This is a genomic window from Pseudomonas sp. BN102 (assembly GCF_029871245.1).
Taxonomy (GTDB): Bacteria; Pseudomonadota; Gammaproteobacteria; order Pseudomonadales; family Pseudomonadaceae; genus Metapseudomonas.
Genome location: NZ_SSON01000075.1, coordinates 144,880 through 163,219 on the forward strand (window position 1 = coordinate 144,880; position 18,340 = coordinate 163,219).

Annotated in this window: 16 protein-coding genes; 4 read left to right on the forward strand and 12 right to left on the reverse strand. The window is 65.0% G+C overall.

Annotated features, from left to right (window positions below):
* Positions 1-117 precede the first annotated feature (117 nt).
* The 6 genes from E8F12_RS21915 to E8F12_RS21940 all read right to left on the reverse strand — a co-directional run bounded on the left by E8F12_RS21915 (position 118) and on the right by E8F12_RS21940 (position 6,762).
* Positions 118-1,089 (reverse strand): peptide ABC transporter ATP-binding protein, encoded by a 972-nt coding sequence (locus tag E8F12_RS21915; protein WP_280327286.1) that lies wholly within the window; start codon positions 1,087-1,089, stop codon positions 118-120.
* Complete coding sequence (locus E8F12_RS21920; protein ID WP_280327287.1) at positions 1,086-2,060, reverse strand: ABC transporter ATP-binding protein; 975 nt, start codon at positions 2,058-2,060, stop codon at positions 1,086-1,088. Before E8F12_RS21920 ends, E8F12_RS21915 begins: the two co-directional genes overlap by 4 nt.
* Positions 2,061-2,201: 141 nt before the next feature.
* On the reverse strand, positions 2,202-3,107 hold the full coding sequence (locus E8F12_RS21925; RefSeq protein WP_280327288.1) for an ABC transporter permease subunit: 906 nt from the start codon (positions 3,105-3,107) through the stop codon (positions 2,202-2,204).
* A gap of 12 nt (positions 3,108-3,119) precedes the next feature.
* Positions 3,120-4,130 (reverse strand): ABC transporter permease subunit, encoded by a 1,011-nt coding sequence (locus tag E8F12_RS21930; RefSeq protein ID WP_280327289.1) that lies wholly within the window; start codon positions 4,128-4,130, stop codon positions 3,120-3,122.
* 202 nt (positions 4,131-4,332) lie between these two features.
* Positions 4,333-5,934, reverse strand: a complete 1,602-nt coding sequence (locus E8F12_RS21935) for an ABC transporter substrate-binding protein (protein ID WP_280327290.1) — start codon at positions 5,932-5,934, stop codon at positions 4,333-4,335.
* 264 nt (positions 5,935-6,198) lie between these two features.
* The gene (locus tag E8F12_RS21940; protein ID WP_280327291.1) at positions 6,199-6,762 is read right to left on the reverse strand and encodes a cupin domain-containing protein; all 564 of its coding nucleotides are present in this window, start codon (positions 6,760-6,762) and stop codon (positions 6,199-6,201) included.
* Positions 6,763-6,922: 160 nt separating this feature from the next.
* Here E8F12_RS21940 and E8F12_RS21945 point away from each other — a divergent pair, with 160 nt between their 5' ends.
* Positions 6,923-8,137 carry a Xaa-Pro peptidase family protein gene (locus E8F12_RS21945; RefSeq protein ID WP_280327292.1) on the forward strand — a complete coding sequence of 405 codons (1,215 nt, stop codon included), beginning with the start codon at positions 6,923-6,925 and terminating at the stop codon, positions 8,135-8,137.
* A 169-nt stretch (positions 8,138-8,306) separates the two neighbouring features.
* Here E8F12_RS21945 and E8F12_RS21950 read toward each other — a convergent pair whose 3' ends face one another.
* From E8F12_RS21950 to E8F12_RS21960, 3 genes are all read right to left on the reverse strand, one after another.
* Complete coding sequence (locus E8F12_RS21950; RefSeq protein ID WP_280327293.1) at positions 8,307-9,893, reverse strand: ABC transporter substrate-binding protein; 1,587 nt, start codon at positions 9,891-9,893, stop codon at positions 8,307-8,309.
* Between the two features lie 52 nt (positions 9,894-9,945).
* On the reverse strand, positions 9,946-11,547 hold the full coding sequence (locus E8F12_RS21955; protein ID WP_280327295.1) for an ABC transporter substrate-binding protein: 1,602 nt from the start codon (positions 11,545-11,547) through the stop codon (positions 9,946-9,948).
* Between the two features lie 212 nt (positions 11,548-11,759).
* Entirely contained in the window at positions 11,760-12,476 is a 717-nt protein-coding gene (locus E8F12_RS21960) for an SIMPL domain-containing protein (protein ID WP_280327296.1), read from the reverse strand.
* 347 nt (positions 12,477-12,823) lie between these two features.
* On the opposite strand from E8F12_RS21960, the gene E8F12_RS21965 reads away from it, so the two are divergent.
* The 3 genes from E8F12_RS21965 (at position 12,824) to E8F12_RS21975 (ending at position 15,824) form a co-directional block, all read left to right on the forward strand.
* On the forward strand, positions 12,824-14,080 hold the full coding sequence (locus E8F12_RS21965; protein ID WP_280327297.1) for an ATP-binding protein: 1,257 nt from the start codon (positions 12,824-12,826) through the stop codon (positions 14,078-14,080).
* A 24-nt stretch (positions 14,081-14,104) separates the two neighbouring features.
* Positions 14,105-14,665, forward strand: coding sequence for a response regulator transcription factor (locus E8F12_RS21970; RefSeq protein ID WP_280327298.1), 561 nt, complete (start codon positions 14,105-14,107; stop codon positions 14,663-14,665).
* 217 nt (positions 14,666-14,882) lie between these two features.
* Positions 14,883-15,824: an AEC family transporter gene (locus E8F12_RS21975; RefSeq protein ID WP_280327299.1), complete on the forward strand. Its 942-nt coding sequence runs from the start codon at positions 14,883-14,885 to the stop codon at positions 15,822-15,824.
* Positions 15,825-15,966: 142 nt separating this feature from the next.
* On the opposite strand, the gene E8F12_RS21980 is transcribed toward E8F12_RS21975, so the two are convergent.
* The 3 genes from E8F12_RS21980 to gatB all read right to left on the reverse strand — a co-directional run bounded on the left by E8F12_RS21980 (position 15,967) and on the right by gatB (position 18,329).
* Positions 15,967-16,344 (reverse strand): carboxymuconolactone decarboxylase family protein, encoded by a 378-nt coding sequence (locus tag E8F12_RS21980; RefSeq protein ID WP_280327300.1) that lies wholly within the window; start codon positions 16,342-16,344, stop codon positions 15,967-15,969.
* A 13-nt stretch (positions 16,345-16,357) separates the two neighbouring features.
* The gene (locus E8F12_RS21985; protein ID WP_280327301.1) at positions 16,358-16,744 is read right to left on the reverse strand and encodes a septal ring lytic transglycosylase RlpA family protein; all 387 of its coding nucleotides are present in this window, start codon (positions 16,742-16,744) and stop codon (positions 16,358-16,360) included.
* 139 nt (positions 16,745-16,883) lie between these two features.
* A complete protein-coding gene (gene gatB, locus E8F12_RS21990) occupies positions 16,884-18,329 on the reverse strand; it encodes an Asp-tRNA(Asn)/Glu-tRNA(Gln) amidotransferase subunit GatB (protein ID WP_280327302.1) in 1,446 nt (481 codons plus the stop codon).
* Positions 18,330-18,340: the final 11 nt, after the last annotated feature.

The following is an 18,340-nucleotide window of genomic DNA, read 5'->3' on the forward strand; positions in this document are numbered from 1 at the left end:
AGGTTGGGCCGGGCGGCGTTCCGCTGGGTTCGACGAAGCCCAACGATCCCGACTTCGGAGCGGGGAATGTTGGGCTTCGCTGCGCTCTGCGCCAACCTACGGGGCCGCTTTGCGGCCCTAGGCGTTGATGGTCTCCGCATGGTGGCAGGCCACCTGGCGGGCATCGAGCAGGCGCAGTTCCGGCACTTCCACCTTGCAGCGCTCGGTGGCGTAGGGGCAGCGTTTGTGGAAGGCGCAGCCGGACGGCGGGTCGAGGGGGTTGGGCAGTTCGCCGACGATCTTGATCTTCGGCTTCAGCGGGTCCGGGTGGATGACCGGTGTGGCCGAGAGCAAGGCCTTGGTGTAAGGGTGCAGCGGGCGGGCGTAGATCAGTTCGCTCGGGCCCATTTCCACCGGGCGGCCGAGGTACATCACCAGCACGTCGTTGGCGACGTGGCGCACCACCGCGAGGTTGTGGGAGATGAATACGTAGCCGGTGTTGTAGCGCTCCTGCAAGTCCATGAAGAGGTTGAGCACCTGGGCCTGGATGGACACGTCCAGCGCCGAAGTGGGTTCATCCGCCACCAGCACCTTGGGGTTGAGCATCATGGCGCGGGCCAGGGCGATGCGCTGGCGCTGGCCGCCGGAGAACATGTGCGGGTAGCGCTGGTAGTGCTCGGGGCGCAGGCCCACCTGCTGCATCATCGCCTGCACCTGCTCGCGTCGCTCGGCACGGGACAGCGGGGTGTTGATCAGCAGCGGCTCGGCCAACTGGTCGCCCACCTTCTGCCTCGGGTTGAGCGAGGCATAGGGGTTCTGGAAGACCATCTGCACGTCGCGGCGCAGTTGCTTGCGGTCTTCCTTGCTGGCGCCGGTCACTTCGCGGCCGGCGATTCGCAGGGAGCCGGAGGAGGGCTCCTCGATCAGGGTCAGGGCGCGGGCCAGGGTGGACTTGCCGCAACCGGATTCGCCAACCACGGCCAGGGTCTTGCCGGCTTCCAGCTCGAACGACACGCCGTTCAGGGCGCGCACCAGGGCGTGGGGCTTGAACAGGCCGCGGGAGATGTCGTAGTGGCGGGTCAGTTCGCGGGCGGTCAATACGGCACTCATTGCGCCACCTCAATCAGGTTAAGGGGGTAGAAGCAGCGCACGGCGCCATGGGCGTGCGGGTCCAGAGTCGGACGGTGAGCTACGCAGTTGGGCTGGCCGTAGGGGCAGCGCGGCGACAACAGGCAGCCGTGGGGCCGGTCGTAGCGGCCGGGGACGATGCCGGGCAGGGTCGCCAGGCGGCGGGCGCCCAGGCAGTGCTCGGGAATGGCCTTGAGCAGGGCTTCGGTATAGGGGTGGGTGGGCGCATCGAACAGGCGCGGCACTTCGCCGATTTCCACTGCTTGCCCTGCGTACATCACGCAGACGCGGTCGGCGGTTTCGGCGACCACCGCCAGGTCATGGGTGATCAACACCAGGGCCATGCCCTGGTCGCGCTGGAGGTCGAGCAGCAGGTCCATGATCTGCGCCTGGATGGTCACATCCAGGGCGGTGGTGGGTTCGTCGGCGATCAGCAGCTTGGGCTCGGCGGCGATGGCCATGGCGATGGCGACGCGCTGGCTCATGCCCCCGGAAAGCTGGTGCGGATAGGCGTCGAGGCGGCTGGCGGCGCCAGGGATTTCCACCCGCTCCAGCAACTGCAGGGCGCGCTGGCGGGCGGCCTTGCCCTTCAGGCCCATGTGCTGGTGCAGCACTTCCTCGATCTGGAAGCCCACGGTGTAGCTGGGGTTGAGGGCGGTCATCGGGTCCTGGAAGACCATGGCCAGGTCCTTGCCCACGATGTGCCGGCGCTGCTTGCCCTTGAGCCTGAGCATGTCGTGGCCGTCGAAGCTCAGGCTGTCGGCGCTGACGATGCCGGGAGCGTCGATGAGGCCCATCAGGGCCATCATGGTCACCGACTTGCCGGAGCCGGACTCGCCGACGATGGCCAGCACTTCGCCCTTGTCCACCGAAAGGTCGAGTCCATCGACCACGGGTACCGCGTTGGCGTCGCCGAAGCGCACGCTGAGGTTCTTGATTTCAAGGAGGCTCATACGGCGGTCTCCAGGCAATACGCAACGCTTGAACGCGACATTGCGGGAGCGAGCTTGCTCGCGAAGGGGGGCAGCAGGTTCGCCAGCAAGCTGGCTCCTACGGGGAGCCGGCGCGGAACGAAGATTTTCATAACGGGCTCCTCAGACTGCATTCTTGAGTTTCGGGTCCAGCGCATCGCGCAGGCCGTCACCCATCAGGTTGATCGCCAGCACGCTGAGCAGGATGGTCAGGCCGGGCAGCGAGACGACCCACCAGGCGCGTTCGATGTAGTCGCGCGCGGAGGCCAGCATGGTGCCCCACTCGGGAGTGGGCGGCTGTACGCCGAGGCCGAGGAAGCCCAGGGCGGCGGCGTCGAGGATGGCCGAGGAGAAGCTCAGGGTCGCCTGCACGATCAGCGGCGCCATGCAGTTGGGCAGCACGGTGACGAACATCAGGCGCCACAGGCCGGCACCGGCCAGGCGCGAGGCGGTGACGTAGTCGCGGTTCTGCTCGACCATCACAGCTGCGCGGGTCAGGCGCACGTAGGAGGGCAGCGAGACGATGGCGATGGCGATCACGGTGTTGATCAGGCCCGGGCCGAGGATGGCGACAATGGCCACCGCCAGCAGCAGCGAGGGCAGGGCCAGCATGATGTCCATCAGGCGCATGATCGAGGGGCCGAGCAGGCGCGGGAGGAAGCCCGCCACCAAGCCGAGGAGAATGCCCGGGATCAGCGACATCACCACCGAGGACAGGCCGATCAGCAGCGACAGGCGCGCGCCGTGGATCAGGCGCGAGAGCAAGTCGCGGCCCAGCTCGTCGGTGCCGAGCAGGAACTGTGCCTGGCCGCCTTCCAGCCAGGCCGGCGGGGCCAGCAGGAAGTCGCGGAACTGCTCACTGGGGTCATAGGGCGCGATCCAGGGGGCGAACAGCGCGCAGATCACGATCAGGATCATGAAGGCAAGGCCGCCGACGGCGCCCTTGTTGTGGGAGAAGGCTTTCCAGAACTCCTTGAGCGGAGACGGATAGAGGATGCTCGGGTCGACCTGGGGTTGCATGGCGTTCAAGGTCAGGTCTCCTCAGCGTTGATGACGGATGCGCGGGTTCACCAGGCCGTAGAGGATGTCCACGACGAAGTTCACCAGGATGACCAGGCAGGCGATTAGCAGGATGCCGTTCTGCACCACCGGGTAGTCGCGGGCGCCGATGGCCTCGATCAGCCATTTGCCGATGCCGGGCCAGGAGAAGATGGTTTCGGTCAGTACCGCGCCGGCGAGCAGGGTGCCGACCTGCAGGCCGAACACCGTGAGCACGGGGATCAGCGCATTGCGCAGGCCGTGGACGAAAACCACGCGGGCTGGCGATAGGCCCTTGGCGCGGGCGGTGCGCACATAGTCCTCGCGCAGCACTTCGAGCATCGCCGAGCGGGTCATGCGGGCGATCACCGCCAGCGGGATGGTGCCCAGGACGATGGCCGGCAGAATCAGGTGGCGCAGGGCGTCGCCGAAGGCGCCTTCCTCCTCGCTGAGCAGGGTGTCGATGAGCATGAAGCCGGTCTTGGGCTCGATGTCGTAGAGCAGGTCGATGCGCCCGGACACCGGGGTCCAGCCCAGGCCCACGGAGAAGAACATGATCAGCAGCAGGCCCCACCAGAAGATCGGCATGGAGTAGCCCGCGAGCGAGATGCCCATAACCCCGTGGTCGAACAGCGAGCCGCGCTTGAGCGCGGCGATCACCCCGGCCAGCACGCCCAGGGTGCCGGCGAAGATCAGCGCGGCGATGGCCAGTTCGAGGGTGGCGGGGAAGAGGGTGAGGAATTCGTCCCAGACACCCTCGCGGGTGCGCAGCGATTCGCCCAGGTCGCCCTGTGCCAGCTTGCCGACGTAGTCCAGGTACTGCTCCGGCAGCGGTTTGTTGAGGCCGAGGCGTTCCATGGCCTGGGCGTGCATTTCCGGGTCGACCCGGCGTTCACCCATCATCACTTCCACCGGGTCGCCGGGAATCAGGCGGATCAGGGCGAACGTGAGCAGGGTGACGCCGAAGAAGGTGGGGATCAGAAGCCCCAGTCGGCGTGCAATGAAACTCAGCATCTTGGCGAATCACTCCTCATCTTTTATTCGTGCCGGCCAACAAAGGTGGCCGTTCCCAGCAGTTTAGGCCGCGTGGGTAAAGGCGCCGGCCCGAGGGTGTCGGGTACGGCGCCTGGCATTCGTCGTGGCAGGTGAGAAAAGCCTCGTCCGGTCTGTGCCGGTTGGAGGAATGCAACGAGGCCGGTTGCCCGGCCCCCTCTGCTCAGCGCTCGTTGGAAACGCCGTAGAAGCTGTTGCGGCCGAACGGGCTGATCAGGAAATCCTTCACGCTGGCGCGCATCGGCTGGTAGACCGTGGAGTGGGCGATCGGGGTGATCGGCACCTGCTGTTGCAGGACGTGCTGGGCCTGCTTGTAGAGCGCGGTGCGCTGCTCGACATCGGCGGTGGCCTTGGCGGCCTTCACCAGTTTGTCGTAGCGGGCGTCGCACCATTTGGAGAAGTTGTTGCCGTCCACGGAGTCGCAGCCGTAGAGGGTGCCCAGCCAGTTGTCCGGGTCGCCGTTGTCGCCGGTCCAGCCGATCAGCATGGCGTCGTGCTCGCCGGCGTGGGCCCGCTTGATGTACTCGCCCCACTCGTAGCTGACGATGCGCGCCTTGATGCCCACCTTGGCCCAGTCGGCCTGGAGCATCTCGGCCATCAGCTTGGCGTTGGGGTTGTACGGGCGCTGCACCGGCATGGCCCAGAGGGTGATCTCGGTGCCTTCCTTGACGCCGGCGGCCTTCAGCAGCGCCTTGGCCTTTTCCGGGTCGAAGGCGCGGTCCTTGATGGTCTCGTCATAGGACCACTGGGTCGGCGGCATGCCGTTCACAGCGAGCTGGCCGGCGCCCTGGTAGACGGCGTCGATGATGGCCTGCTTGTTCACCGCCATGTCCAGCGCCTGGCGCACTTCGAGCTTGTCGAAGGGGGCGCGGGTGACGTTGTAGGCGATATAGCCGAGGTTGAAGCCGGGCTCGCTCGGCACCTGCAGGTTCGGGTCCTTCTTCAGGGCCTCGATATCCGCCGGGCGCGGGTTGAGGGTGACCTGGCATTCGCCGGCCTTGAGCTTCTGGGTGCGCACGGAGGCGTCGGTGTTGATGGCGAAGATCAGGTTGTCGATCTTCACGTCACCCGGAACCCAGTAGTCCTTGTTGCCGGTGAAGCGGATCTGCGCATCCTTCTGGTAGCGCTTGAGCACGAAGGGACCGGTGCCGATGGGCTTCTGGTTGATTTCCGCAGCCTTGCCGGCCTTCAGCAGCTGGTCGGCGTACTCGGCGGACTGGATGGCCGCGAAGTTCATCGCCAGGTTCTGGATGAAGGCGGCGTCCACTTCGTTCAGCGTAAAGGCCACCGTCAGGTCGTCGACCTTTTCCACCTTGGCGATGTTCTTGTCCAGGCCCATGTCGGTGAAGTAGGGGAATTCGGTGGGGTAGGCCTTACGGAAGGGGTGGTTCTTGTCGAGCATGCGCTGGAAGGTGAAGAGCACATCATCGGCGTTGAGCGTGCGGCTCGGCTTGAAGTACTCGGTGGTGTGGAACTTCACGTCTGGGCGCAGGTGGAAGACGTAGCGCTTGCCGTCCTCGCTGATGTCCCAGTTGGTTGCCAGGGCCGGCACGGCGCGGGTGCTGCCGCGCTCGAACTGCACCAGGCGGTTGAAGACGGTTTCCGAGGTCGCGTCGAAATCGGTGCCGGTGGTGTACTGGCCCGGGTCGAAGCCGGCGGGGCTACCTTCGGAGCAGAAGACCAGGTTGCTGGCGGCGTGGGTGAGGCCGGAGCCGAGGATCAGGCCGGCGGCGAGCATAGTCTTGAGCTGGGTTTTCTGACGCATGCGAACCTCGTTGTTGTTGTTCTGAGGGCGGCGTATCAGGTGGTCGAAGCCTGTTGTGTCCGTAACACCTGGCCCTGCGGCGTCGTGGGCCGCAGGCTGCCCGTCAATCGCGAGCCTGGGGCCGGATGCCGGCGTTCCCGGGCGGGCGATGGCCGCTTAGCGCGAAGGGATGCTCCCGCGCCTGCCGGTCGAGGCCGAACTTAAGTGATGCTGAAATTAAGGTCAACTTAAATTCAGTGGCGCTTACTTACGGGAACCGGGCGGTCAGGGCGTGGGGTGATCGTCGAACAGGCCCATGGTGGTGACGGTCAGCACCTCGGCCACTTCGTCGCCGGCATTGGCGAGGAAATGCGGCTTCGCAGCATCGAAATGCACCGAATCCCCGGGGCCCAGGGGGTAGTTGCGGCCTTCGATGGTGTAGACGATCTGTCCGGAGAGGACATAGGCGAACTCCGCGCCCTCGTGGGAAATCAGCTCGGACTGGTAGCCCACCGGCATGCTCATTTTCACGGCGTTGATCAGGTTGCCGGGGAAGTTGCTGGACAGGCGCTCGTAGGCCAGCGGTTGGCCGCCGATGGTGTAGCGCACGCGCTGGCCCTGGTGGGAATCGGGCTGGTGCTGGGCGGGTTGGTCGAACAGGCTGTTCAGTGGAATTCCCAGGGATTTGGCGATGTTCGCCAGGGACGATATGGACACGCCGGTGAGGTTGCGCTCCGCCTGGGACAGGAAGCTGGCCGTGAGGCCCGATTCGGCGGCGACTTGGCTCAGGGTCTTGTTGGCGGCGCGGCGATAGCGGCGCAGACGTTCCCCGATGCGATCTACGGTCATTGGCGTGGCTCTTGTTCTGAAGGGCGCCAGTATAACGAGTGGCGCTTCATAGAAAAGGCTTGTCGCATTACTGAAATTAAGTGGGACTGAAAAATTGCTTTGACGGTTGTTTAAGTAGTACTTAAATTCTCCGGACTGCAACATCACTCGGGAGAACAAGATGACAGTGGGTGTGGGTGGGAAGACCCCGGAACAGGCTCTCGCTGGCCTGACCAACATGACCGCGGGCATGGAGCCAATCGGGCTGGGCGAATACCAGGCGCGGATCGCCAAGGCCCAGGGTCTGATGCGTGAGCAGGGCCTGGCAGCCCTCTACCTCGATGCCGGGAGCAACCTGCGCTACTTCACCGGCGTGAAGTGGAGCCCCAGCGAGCGCATGGTCGGCGCGGTGCTGCCCGCAAACGGCGCGCTGGCCTACATCGCCCCGGCCTTCGAGGAGGGCACCATCCGCGATTTCCGCGAGGTGGAGGGGGGCATCCACACCTGGCAGGAACACGAGAGCCCCTACCGCCTGCTGCTGGAAGTGCTGGGTGGCATGGGCATCGCCCCTGACGCTGTGGTGGGTCTGTGCCCGTCCCTGGCCTTCTTCATGTTCGACGGCATCCGCCGCCTCGGTTCGGGCTACGAATTCGTCGATGCGGCCCGCGTGATCGATCCCTGCCGCTTCCACAAGTCCACCGCGGAGCTGGCGCTGATGCAGCAGGCCAAGGACATGACCCTGGAGGTGCACAAGGCGGCCGCCAGCATCCTGCGCGAAGGCATTAGCACCCTCGAGGTCGCCGAGTTCATTCACCAGGCGCACCGCAAGGTGGGCGCGCCGGGTTCCACCTTCTGCATCGTGCTGTTCGGCGAAGCCAGCGCCTTCCCCCATGGGGTGAAGCATGCGCAGGTGCTGAAGGAAGGCGACATGGTGCTGATCGACACCGGCTGTCAGCTCCATGGCTACCAGTCGGATATCACTCGCAGCTATGTGTTCGGAACCCCGAGCGAACGCCAGCGCGCCTTCTGGAGCCTGGAAAAGGCGGCGCAACAGGCGGCTTTCGACGCGGCTCGCCTCGGCGCGCCCTGCGGCTCGGTCGACGCCGCTGCCCGCCGTTGCCTGGAGGCCGGTGGCCTCGGGCCGGGCTATCAGCTGCCCGGCCTGCCGCACCGCACTGGCCATGGCATCGGCCTGGACATCCACGAAGGGCCCTACCTGGTGCGTGGCGACGAGACGCCGCTGGCCGAGGGCATGTGCTTCTCCAACGAGCCGATGATCTGCGTGCCGGGCGAGTTCGGGATTCGCCTGGAGGATCATTTCTACATGACCGCCGAAGGCCCGCGCTGGTTTACCCGGCCGAGCCATTCCATCGACGATCCATTCGGGTTGGTCTGAGGGGCGGACCTTCGGCCCGCTTGGCGAATGAATTCGCCCCTACAGGGAAGGCACGGAGAGGTCGGCCTGAGTCACCCCTCGCCCTTTGGGAGAGGGGCCGGGGCGGGCCGCGTTCGGGTGAGGGAGGTTGGGTTGGCTCGGTGTTGGGCTTCGCTTCGCTCTGCCCAACCTACGGAAGGACCCTTACCCTTGAGAAGTTGTTCGACCCCAGCGGACTCAGCTGGAACCCCTCGACCCCCTTGCGCAGGGCGGCGAACTGCTTGGGGTGGGCCAGGGGAATCCAGGGCGCCTGCTCGTGGAAGATCGCCAGGGCCTGGCGGTAGAGCTCAGCGCGGCGGGCCGGGTCGGTCACCTTGCGGGCTTCGCGGATCAGCCCGTCGAACGCCTTGTCGCACCAGCCGGCCTGGTTCTCCCCTGATTTCGCTGCGGCGCAGGACAGGTTGGGGGTAAGGAAGTTGTCCGGGTCGCCGTTGTCGCCGGCCCAGCCCATGAACACCAGGTCGTGTTCGCCATTCTTGGCGCGCTTGATCAGCTCGCCCCATTCATAGACGCGAATCTCCGCCTTGATGCCGATGGCCGCGAGGTCCGCCTGGAGCATCTGCGCGCCAATGCCGGGGTTGGGGTTGGTCGGACCGCCGCCCGGGCGGGTCCAGATGGACAGCTTGAATCCCTCCTTGTGGCCAGCCTCGGCCAGCAGCCGCCGGGCCTGTTCCGGATCAAAGGGCCACGGGTTCAGCTTGTCGTTGAAGCCGAGCAGGGTGGCCGGGTAGGGCGCCACGGCGATACTGGCATTGCCTTCGCCATACTGCGCGCGCAGGTAGGCGCGGGTGTCGACGGCGAGGTTGATGGCCTGGCGCACCCGCACGTCGTCCAGCGGTGGGTGGCGGGTGTTGATGCCGACGTAGGCGACGAGCAGGGAATCCAGTTCGAGGACATTCAGCGCCGGATCCTGGCGCAGGGCGGCGATGTCGGTGGGGCGCGGGTACACCGCCACCTGGCAGGCGCCGGCCTTGAGCTGCTGCACGCGCACGTTGGGATCGGGGGTTATGGCGAACAGCAGCTTGTCGATTGCCGGTTTGCCTTGCCAGTAGTCCGGGTTGGCGCGGAAGCGGATCTGCGCGTCCTTGCGGTAGCGCTCGAAGACGAAGGGGCCGGTGCCCACCGGCTCGCGGTTGAGCTGTTCCGGCTTGCCGGCCTTGAGCAACTGGTCGGCGTACTCGGCGGAATAAATGGAGGCGAACCCCATGGCGAGATCCGCGAGGAAGGGGGCCTCGGGGTGCTTCAGGGTGAAGCGCACGCGGTGCTCGTCGAGCTTCTCGGTGCGCTCGATCAATTGCCCCAGGGCCATGGATTCAGCATAGGGGAAGCCGCGCGGGGAGAGCTTGTGCCAAGGGTGGTTCGGGTCGAGCTGGCGCTGGAAGCTCCAGAGCACATCGTCGGCGTTGAACGCGCGGCTGGGCGTGAACCAGGGCGTGGCGTGGAACTTCACGTCCTTGCGCAGTTGCAGTTCATAGACCAGGCCGTCGTCGCTGATGCTCCAGCTTTCCGCCAGGCCCGGTTGCAGGCGGGTGCTGCCGGGGGCGAACTGTACCAGGCGGTCGAAGACGGTTTCAGATGAGGCATCGGCCGTGGTGGCGGCGGTGTACTGGACGATGTCGAAGCCTTCGGGGCTGGCTTCGGTGCAGACCACCAGGGACTGGCTGGCTGCGGCGTGGAGGGGAAGGCAGAGGGCGAGGGACAGCAGGCAACGACGCATCGGGCTTCCTTCATGAAAAAGAAAACGGGGCCCGAAGGCCCCGTTTGCCGGCTTACTTGCCGATGCTCACACCGTAGAAGGAGTTGAGGCCGAACGGGCTGATCTTGAAGTCCTGCACGTTCTTGCGCATCGGTTGGTACACGGTGGAGTGGGCGATCGGGGTGATCGGCACATTGTCCTTGAGAATGTGCTGCGCCTGCTTGTACAGCTCGGTGCGTTTGGCCTGATCGGTGGTGCGTTTGGCTTCCTTGATCAGTTTGTCGTAGCTGGCGTCGCACCACTTGGAGAAGTTGTTGCCGTCTACCGCGTCGCAGCCGTAGAGGGTGCCCAGCCAGTTGTCCGGGTCACCGTTGTCGCCGCTCCAGCCGATCAGCATGGTGTCGTGCTCGCCGCCCTTGGCGCGCTTGAGGTATTCGCCCCATTCGTAGGTGACGATCTTCGCCTTGATACCCACCTTGGCCCAGTCGGACTGCAGCATCTCCGCCATCAACTTCGCGTTGGGGTTGTAGGGGCGCTGCACCGGCATGGCCCAGAGGGTGATCTCGGTGCCTTCCTTGACGCCTGCGGCCTTCAGCAGCTCCTTGGCTTTTTCCGGGTTGTAGCCGGCATCCTTGATGGTCTCGTCATAGGACCACTGGGTCGGCGGCATGCCGTTCACGGCCAGTTGGCCGGCGCTCTGGTAGACCGCGTCGATGATGGCTTGCTTGTTCACCGCCATGTCCAGCGCCTGGCGCACTTCCAGCTTGTCCAGCGGCTTGTGCAGGACGTTGTAGGCGATATAGCCATCGTTGAAGCCCGGCTGCGATGGCATTTTCAGGTTCGGGTCTTTTGTCAGCGATTCCAGGTCGGCCGGGCGCGGGAAGAGGGTGATCTGGCATTCATTGGCCTTGAGCTTCTGCATGCGCACCGAAGCATCGGTGCTGATGGAGAAGATCAGGTTGTCGATCTTCACGTCACCCGGAACCCAGTAGTCCTTGTTGCCGGTGAAACGAATCTGCGCGTCCTTCTGGTAACGCTTGAACACGAAGGGGCCGGTGCCGATCGGCTTCTGGTTGATGTCCGCGGCCTTGCCTTGTTTCAGCAGCTGGTCTGCATATTCGGCGGACTGGATCGATGCGAAGCTCATCGCCAGGTTCTGGATGAAAGCGGCGTCGACGCTGGCCAGGGTGAACTTGACGGTCTGGTCATCGACCTTCTCCACCTTGGAGATGTTCGCGTCCATGCCCATGTCGGTGAAGTAGGGGAATTCGGTCGGGTAGACCTTACGGAACGGGTGATCCTTGCTGAGCATGCGCTGGAAGGTGAAGAGCACGTCATCGGCGTTGAATTCTCGGGTCGGCTTGAAGTACTCGGTGGTGTGGAACTTCACGCCCTTGCGCAGGTGGAAGGTGTAGGTCAGGCCATCTGCGGATACGTCCCACTTCTCGGCCAGGCCCGGGATCACGGCGGTGCCGCCGCGTTCGAACTGGGTCAGGCGGTTGAAGACGGTTTCCGCGGAAGCGTCGAAATCGGTGCCGGTGGTGTATTGGCCCGGGTCGAAGCCGGCGGGGCTGCCTTCGGAGCAGAAGACCAGATTGCTTGCAGCGCTGGCGAAAGGTGCGCTGGCGATCAGCCCAGCAGCGACTAGAGCCTGGATGACGGCGTTTTTACGCATGTTGACCTCATGTTTTGTTCTGTTTGTCATCGTGAGGGGTCCCTTTTGGGGACCTTGCGTGAAGCTATGCAGGGCATATGCCCGACGCAATAGCTGGACGGGAAAGAGTGTAGCCGGCGGAATAAAGCTGTAAGGGCTTGTCGCAATTCTGCAAATTCAGGCCGCAGAAAGGAGAAGGGCGCCGCGCCGAGCGGGCGGCACCCAGTGCCGCATCAGGGCATTTGCACTTCGATGGTGCCGTCGGCGCTGACGTTGACGCGGCTGGTGCCGGCCTCGATCTCCGGGGCGGCGGCGCCTTCGGCATAACCCTTGGCGGCCATGGCGCGCATCATGATCGGCTGCGGTGGCTGGAAACCGCCGCTGTTCAGGCTCAGATTGACCAGCTTGTAGGCCTTGCCGCCGAGGGCGGCGGTAGCGAGCTGGGCGCGGGCCTTGAAGGCGTCCACGGCCTGCTTGATCAATTCGTCCTCGTGGGTCTTGCGAGTCTTCTCGGCGATGCTGAAGTTCATCCCAGCCATCTTCAGTTTACCCAGCAGGTCGGCGCTGAGCTGGGACAGGGTGGCGAAATCGGCGCTTTCCAGGCGCAGTTCCGCGCGTTCGCGCCAGGCGGTGATCTTCTGGCCCTTATCGTCGTACACCGGGTAGCTGTTGCGGCTCCCCAAGCTGACGGTGACGCCCTTGGACTTGCGTGCTTTCTCGACGGCGGCGTTGAGGGTGCGGGTGATTTCGTCGGCCAGCTTGGCCGGGTCGGTGTTCTGCGACTCGCTGTACAGGATCACGTGCATCAGGTCATGGGCCACTTCCTGGCTGACTTCGGCGCGCACCGCCACCTGGTTGTAGTGGACCTCGTCGCCGGCCTGGGCCGAGAGGCTGCCGAGGCTGGCGGCGCAAAGGGCGAGGGCGGCGGCGAGGCGGGTGAACTTGGGCATGACGACTCCTTGTGGGACTGGGTTCGCGCGGGTTGCGCGGTGATTCTCCGTATTGGACGAGGGTAACCGGCCATTCGGGTTAACCGGCGCAGTTGACCAGAAGCAGGGACGGATGTTCCAGGCATGCTGGCTTTCTGATGACGTGGTAGGGGCGAATTCATTCGCCAAGCAGACCGCAGGTCTGCCCCACGAGGTCGAAGGGGGCAGCTGCGCCGCCCTTGGCGAATGAATTCGCCCCTACAGGAATGCCGTACCCGCATTGGGTAGATGACTACTGCGGCGAGTTGCCGCACAGCGGCGGGCCGGGGCGTGCCTTGGTTATACTCCGGCCAACTTTGGGAGTGCCCATGCTCGAACCCGTACAGCTGTTGTCCGCCAGCCGCCAGAACCTCCTGCGGCTGACCCTGATCCGCATCCTCGTCCTCGCTGCCCAGGCCGGCTCGGTCGGTCTCGCCTACAAGTCCCAACTGCTGCAGCTGCCCTGGTTGGCCCTGAGCCTGACCCTCGGCGTGTCGCTGGTGCTCTGCCTGGGCACGGCGCTGCGCCTGCGCGGCCCCTGGCCGGTGACCGAGCTGGAATATTCGGTGCAGCTGGGCTTCGACCTGATCATCCACAGCGTGCTGCTGTATTTCTCGGGGGGCTCTACCAACCCCTTCGTCTCCTATTACCTGGTGCCGCTGACCATTGCCGCAGCGACCCTCCCCTGGCTCTACACCGTTACCCTGGCCGGCCTTGCGCTGGCGGCCTACACCCTGCTGCTGGTGCTCTTCCACCCGCTGGAGATGCCCGCCGGACAGCGCGAGTCGCTGCTGGTCTACGGCATGTGGCTGAGCTTCGCCCTGGCGGCGGCGCTGATCACCTTCTTCGTCGCGCGGATGGCCGAGGAGCTGCGTCGGCAGGACCAGCTGCAAGCTGTGCGCCGCGAGGAAAGCATGCGCGACCAGCAACTGCTGGCGGTGGCGACCCAGGCCGCCGGCGCCGCCCACGAGCTGGGCACGCCGCTCGCGACCATGAGCGTGCTGTTGAAGGAGCTGCGCCAGGAGTATGGCGACAGGCCGGCGCTGCAGGATGACCTGGCCCTGCTGCAGGAGCAGGTGATGCTCTGCAAGGACACCCTGCAACACCTGGTGCGCGCTGCCGAGGCGGACCGCCGCCAGGCGGTGGTGGAACAGACAGTGATGGAATGGCTGGAGGTTGCTCTCAACCGCTGGCACCTGATGCGCCCCGAAGCCACCTACCGCTACCAATGCCTGGGCCTTGGTACGGCCCCCCGGCTGAAACCCCCGGCGGACCTGACCCAGGCTCTGCTGAACCTGCTCAACAACGCCGCCGATGCCTGCCCGGAAAAGCTCGACATCCGCCTCAACTGGGATCACCAGTGGATAGTCCTGAGCATCCGCGACCACGGCGCCGGCGTGCCCCTGGCCATCGCCGAGCAACTGGGCCGGCCCTTCTTCACCACCAAGGGCAAGGGTTTCGGCCTGGGCCTGTTCCTGAGCCAGGCCAGCGTCACCCGTGCCGGCGGTACGGTTAAACTCTATAACCATGAAGAAGGCGGCACCCTGACCGAGCTGCGCCTGCCGCGCGCCTACGGCGTCGCCTGAGTGCCTTGACGACGAGGAAACGAAATGACTGACGAACCCCTGATCGAAGGCGAAGAACAGCCCCACCTGCTGCTGGTGGACGACGATGCCACCTTCACCCGCGTCATGGCGCGGGCCATGGGCCGTCGCGGATTGCGGGTGTCGGTCGCCGGCTCCGCTGAGGAAGGCCTGCTGCTGGCCAAGGAAGACCTGCCCGACTACGCCGTGCTCGACCTGAAGATGGACGGCGACTCGGGTCTGGTGCTGCTGCCCAAGCTGCTGGAGCTGGACCCGGAGATGCGCGTGGTGATCCTCACCGGCTATTCGAGCATCGCCACGGCGGTGGAAGCCATCAAGCGCGGCGCCGCCAACTACCTGTGCAAGCCGGCCGACGCCGACGACGTACTCACTGCGCTGCTTTCCGAGCACGCCGATCTGGACAGCCTGGTGCCGGAAAACCCCATGTCGGTGGACCGACTGCAGTGGGAACACATCCAGCGGGTGCTGGCCGAGCACGACGGCAATATCTCCGCCACCGCCCGCGCCCTGGGCATGCACCGGCGGACATTGCAGCGCAAGCTGCAGAAACGGCCTGTGAAGCGCTAAGCCTGCTTCGGCCTGTCTCGTTCTTGTAGGGGCGAATTCATTCGCCAAGGGACACGCAGTGTCCCCCTGCAAGCCAGTGGGGCAGTCCTTCGGCTTTCTTGGCGAATGAATTCGCCCCACAGGGTGTGCCTGCCGTCTGAAAGCCCCGCGAAAGGCTTTTCCCCTCCGCCCTTGGTATCCTTAGCCGCCTAACTATCTTCCGTGCCAAGGTTCGCCAATGCTCGCCGTCGTCCAGCAGACCCTCAGCATCACCGCCCCGGTGTTCTCCATGCTGTTCCTGGGTGTGGGGCTCAAGCGCCTCGGCTGGATCGACGCGGCTTTCATCAACACGGCGTCTTCCCTGGTGTTCAAGGGCACCATGCCGACCCTGCTGTTCCTCGGTATCGTCCAGGCGGACCTGCGCACCGCGTTGCAGCCGGCGTTGATCGGCTACTTCGTCGCGGCGACCCTGGTGTGCTTCCTGATCGGTTGGGGCTGGGCGGTCCTGCGCTGTCCGCAGGCGGATCGCGGCATCTATACCCAGGGCGCCTTCCGCGGCAACAACGGCATCATCGGCCTGGCCCTGGCCACCAGCATGTACGGCGACTACGGCCTGTCAGTGGGCGGCATACTCGGCGGGGTGGTGATACTCAGCTACAACACCCTGTCGTCCATCGTCCTCGCCATCTACAGCCCGGACGCCAAGAGCGACCCGCTGAGCCTGGCCAGGAGCATCTTCAGCAACCCGCTGATCATCGGCGTGCTGGCGGCGATCCCGGTGGCCTACTGGCAATTGCCGTTGCCGGCCTGGCTGATCACCTCGGGCGAGTACTTCGCCCAGATGACCCTGCCGCTGGCGCTGATCTGCATCGGCGGGACCCTGTCCCTGGCGTCGCTGCGCGCGAGCAGCCGGATGGCCATCAGCGCCAGCCTGATGAAGATGGTCTGGCTGCCGATCCTGGCCACTTTCGGCGCCTGGCTCTGCGGCTTCCGCAACGCCGAGCTGGCGATCCTCTTCCTCTATTTCGGCAGCCCTACCGCCGCGGCGAGCTTCGTGATGGCCCGCGCGGTGAACGGCAACCACGAGCTGGCGGCGGCGATCATCGTGATGACCACTCTGGCCGCGGTGGTGACCACCAACGTCGGGCTGTTCTTGTTGCAGTGGGCCGGTGTGATCTGAGGCGCCACGTGGAGCGCAGGTAGGGTGCGGCGCTTTCGTAGGGTGGACATCGCTTTTCATGTCCACCCTCGGGGCTTGGGTCGAGCGTCCTGGTGGATCGATGAAGCGTGGTCCCCCTACATGGCGGCTCGGTGAAGTCGGTTCAGGCCTTTTGGTAGTCGTCTATGACTTCCTGGGCGGCGCGGAAAGCGTCGATGGCGGCGGGAACCCCGGCATAGACGGCGCAATGCAGCAGGGCTTCGCGGATTTCTTCGACCGTGCAGCCATTGTTCAGCGCGCCGCGCACATGGCCTTTCAGCTCCTGCGGGCACTTGAGGGCGGTCAGCGCGGCCAGGGTGATCAGGCTGCGGGTCTTGCGCGACAGGCCTTCGCGGTTCCAGACGCCACCCCAGGCATGTTCGTTGACGAAGTCCTGCAGCGGCTGGGTGAACTCGGTGGCGTTGCCCATGGCGCGGTCCACGAAGGCGTCGCCCATGACTTCCCGGCGTACCTGCAGGCCGGGTTTGCGTTCTTCGCTCATTGTGATTCTCCTGTCAGTCGAGACTTTCTACCCGCACCGGCACCACGCCGCTGCGAAGCATGCCCAGGGCCTCGGCGGCTTTGCGGGAAACGTCGATGATGCGCCCGCGTGAATAGGGGCCGCGGTCGTTGATGCGGACCACCACCGTGCGGTCGTTCCTGAGATTGGTGACGCGCACCCGGGTGCCGAAAGGCAGGGTGCGGTGGGCGGCGGTCAGTGAGTTCTGGTTGAAACGCTCACCGCTGGCGGTGCGTTTGCCGTGGTGCCGGGCGCCGTAATAGGAGGCCTTGCCTTCGGCGCGATAGTCGCCCGATGGTGTCTCACGATCACGCTCGAAGGGGGAATAGGAGCAGCCGACCAGCAGACTGGTGAAGGCGAGGAGGAAAAGCAGGCGCTGCATGGCATTACCTGTGTAGGGGCGAATTCATTCGCCAAGCAGGCCGAAAGGCTGTCCGCCTGGTGCCTGCGGGGAACGCGGTGCGTTCCTTGGCGAATGAATTCGCCCCCACAAGGCGCCAGGCGGGATCTGCCGGGCAGTATTACCCTTCGAGCTTTTTCTTCAGCAGTTCGTTCACTTGACCGGGGTTGGCCTTGCCCTTGGAGGCCTTCATCGCCTGGCCGACGAAGAAGCCGAACATCTTGCCGCGCTTGGCCTCGTCGCTGGCGCGGTACTGTTCGACCTGGGCGGCATTGGCGGCCAGCACTTCGTCGAGCATGGCGTCGATGGCGCCGGTATCGGTGACCTGCTTGAGCCCCTTCTGCTCGATGATCTGGTCGGCCGAGCCTTCACCGGCGGCCATGGCCTCGAAGACCATCTTGGCGATCTTGCCGGAGATGGTGTTGTCCTTGATGCGCAGGATCATGCCGCCCAGCTGCTCGGCGGAAACCGGCGACTGCTCGATCTCCAGGCCTTCCTTGTTGAGCAGGCTGGAGAGTTCGACCATCACCCAGTTGGCGGCCAGCTTGGCGTCGCCGCAGACCTGGTTCACGGCTTCGAAGTAGTCGGCCATCTCGCGGCTGGCGGAGAGGACGCTGGCGTCGTAGGCAGAGAGGCCGAACTCGCTCTGGAAGCGCTCGCGCTTCTGGGTCGGCAGCTCCGGCAGGCTGGCGCGGATTTCGTCGAGGAAGCTGTGCTCGATCACCACCGGCAGCAGGTCGGGGCAGGGGAAGTAACGGTAGTCGTTGGCCTCTTCCTTGCTCCGCATGGAGCGGGTCTCGTCCTTGTTCGGGTCGTACAGGCGGGTTTCCTGCACCACCTTGCCGCCATCCTCGATCAGTTCGATCTGCCGCTGCACTTCGTGGTTGATGGCCTTCTCGATGAAGCGGAAGGAGTTGACGTTCTTGATCTCGGCGCGGGTGCCGAAGGCTTCCTGGCCTTTCGGGCGCACGGAGACGTTGCAATCGCAACGCAGCGAGCCTTCGGCCATGTTGCCGTCGCAGATGCCGAGGTAGCGCACCAGGGCGTGGATCGCCTTGACGTAGGCCACTGCTTCCTTGGCGCTGCGGATGTCCGGCTCGGAAACGATTTCCAGCAGCGGGGTGCCGGCTCGGTTCAGGTCGATGCCGCTCATGCCGTGGAAGTCTTCGTGCAGGCTCTTGCCGGCGTCCTCTTCCAGGTGCGCGCGGGTGATGCCGATGCGCTTGACGGTGCCGTCTTCCAGGGTGATGTCGAGGAAACCCTTGCCGACGATGGGGTGATCCATCTGGCTGGTCTGGTAACCCTTGGGCAGGTCCGGATAGAAGTAGTTCTTGCGGGCGAAGACGTTCTTCCCGGCGATCTGGGCGTCGATGGCCAGGCCGAATTTGCAGGCCATGCGCACTGCTTCCGCGTTCAGCACCGGCAGGGTGCCGGGCATGCCGAGGTCAACCAGGTTGGCCTGAGTGTTGGGCTCGGCGCCGAAGGTGGTGGCGCTGCCGGAGAAGATCTTCGATTGGGTGCTGAGCTGTGCGTGGATTTCCAGCCCGATGACTGTTTCCCATTGCATATGCGTGTTCC

What these genes read in the sequence shown, in the direction of transcription:
- E8F12_RS21915 (WP_280327286.1), bottom strand. Translation starts at nt 1,089, where the DNA reads ATGAGTGCCGTATTGACCGCCCGCGAACTGACCCGCCACTACGACATC.
- E8F12_RS21920 (WP_280327287.1), bottom strand. Translation starts at nt 2,060, where the DNA reads ATGAGCCTCCTTGAAATCAAGAACCTCAGCGTGCGCTTCGGCGACGCC.
- E8F12_RS21930 (WP_280327289.1), bottom strand. Translation starts at nt 4,130, where the DNA reads ATGCTGAGTTTCATTGCACGCCGACTGGGGCTTCTGATCCCCACCTTC.
- E8F12_RS21935 (WP_280327290.1), bottom strand. Translation starts at nt 5,934, where the DNA reads ATGCGTCAGAAAACCCAGCTCAAGACTATGCTCGCCGCCGGCCTGATC.
- E8F12_RS21940 (WP_280327291.1), bottom strand. Translation starts at nt 6,762, where the DNA reads ATGACCGTAGATCGCATCGGGGAACGTCTGCGCCGCTATCGCCGCGCC.
- E8F12_RS21945 (WP_280327292.1), top strand. Translation starts at nt 6,923, where the DNA reads ATGACAGTGGGTGTGGGTGGGAAGACCCCGGAACAGGCTCTCGCTGGC.
- E8F12_RS21950 (WP_280327293.1), bottom strand. Translation starts at nt 9,893, where the DNA reads ATGCGTCGTTGCCTGCTGTCCCTCGCCCTCTGCCTTCCCCTCCACGCC.
- E8F12_RS21955 (WP_280327295.1), bottom strand. Translation starts at nt 11,547, where the DNA reads ATGCGTAAAAACGCCGTCATCCAGGCTCTAGTCGCTGCTGGGCTGATC.
- E8F12_RS21960 (WP_280327296.1), bottom strand. Translation starts at nt 12,476, where the DNA reads ATGCCCAAGTTCACCCGCCTCGCCGCCGCCCTCGCCCTTTGCGCCGCC.
- E8F12_RS21965 (WP_280327297.1), top strand. Translation starts at nt 12,824, where the DNA reads ATGCTCGAACCCGTACAGCTGTTGTCCGCCAGCCGCCAGAACCTCCTG.
- E8F12_RS21970 (WP_280327298.1), top strand. Translation starts at nt 14,105, where the DNA reads ATGACTGACGAACCCCTGATCGAAGGCGAAGAACAGCCCCACCTGCTG.
- E8F12_RS21975 (WP_280327299.1), top strand. Translation starts at nt 14,883, where the DNA reads ATGCTCGCCGTCGTCCAGCAGACCCTCAGCATCACCGCCCCGGTGTTC.
- E8F12_RS21980 (WP_280327300.1), bottom strand. Translation starts at nt 16,344, where the DNA reads ATGAGCGAAGAACGCAAACCCGGCCTGCAGGTACGCCGGGAAGTCATG.
- E8F12_RS21985 (WP_280327301.1), bottom strand. Translation starts at nt 16,744, where the DNA reads ATGCAGCGCCTGCTTTTCCTCCTCGCCTTCACCAGTCTGCTGGTCGGC.
- gatB (WP_280327302.1), bottom strand. Translation starts at nt 18,329, where the DNA reads ATGCAATGGGAAACAGTCATCGGGCTGGAAATCCACGCACAGCTCAGC.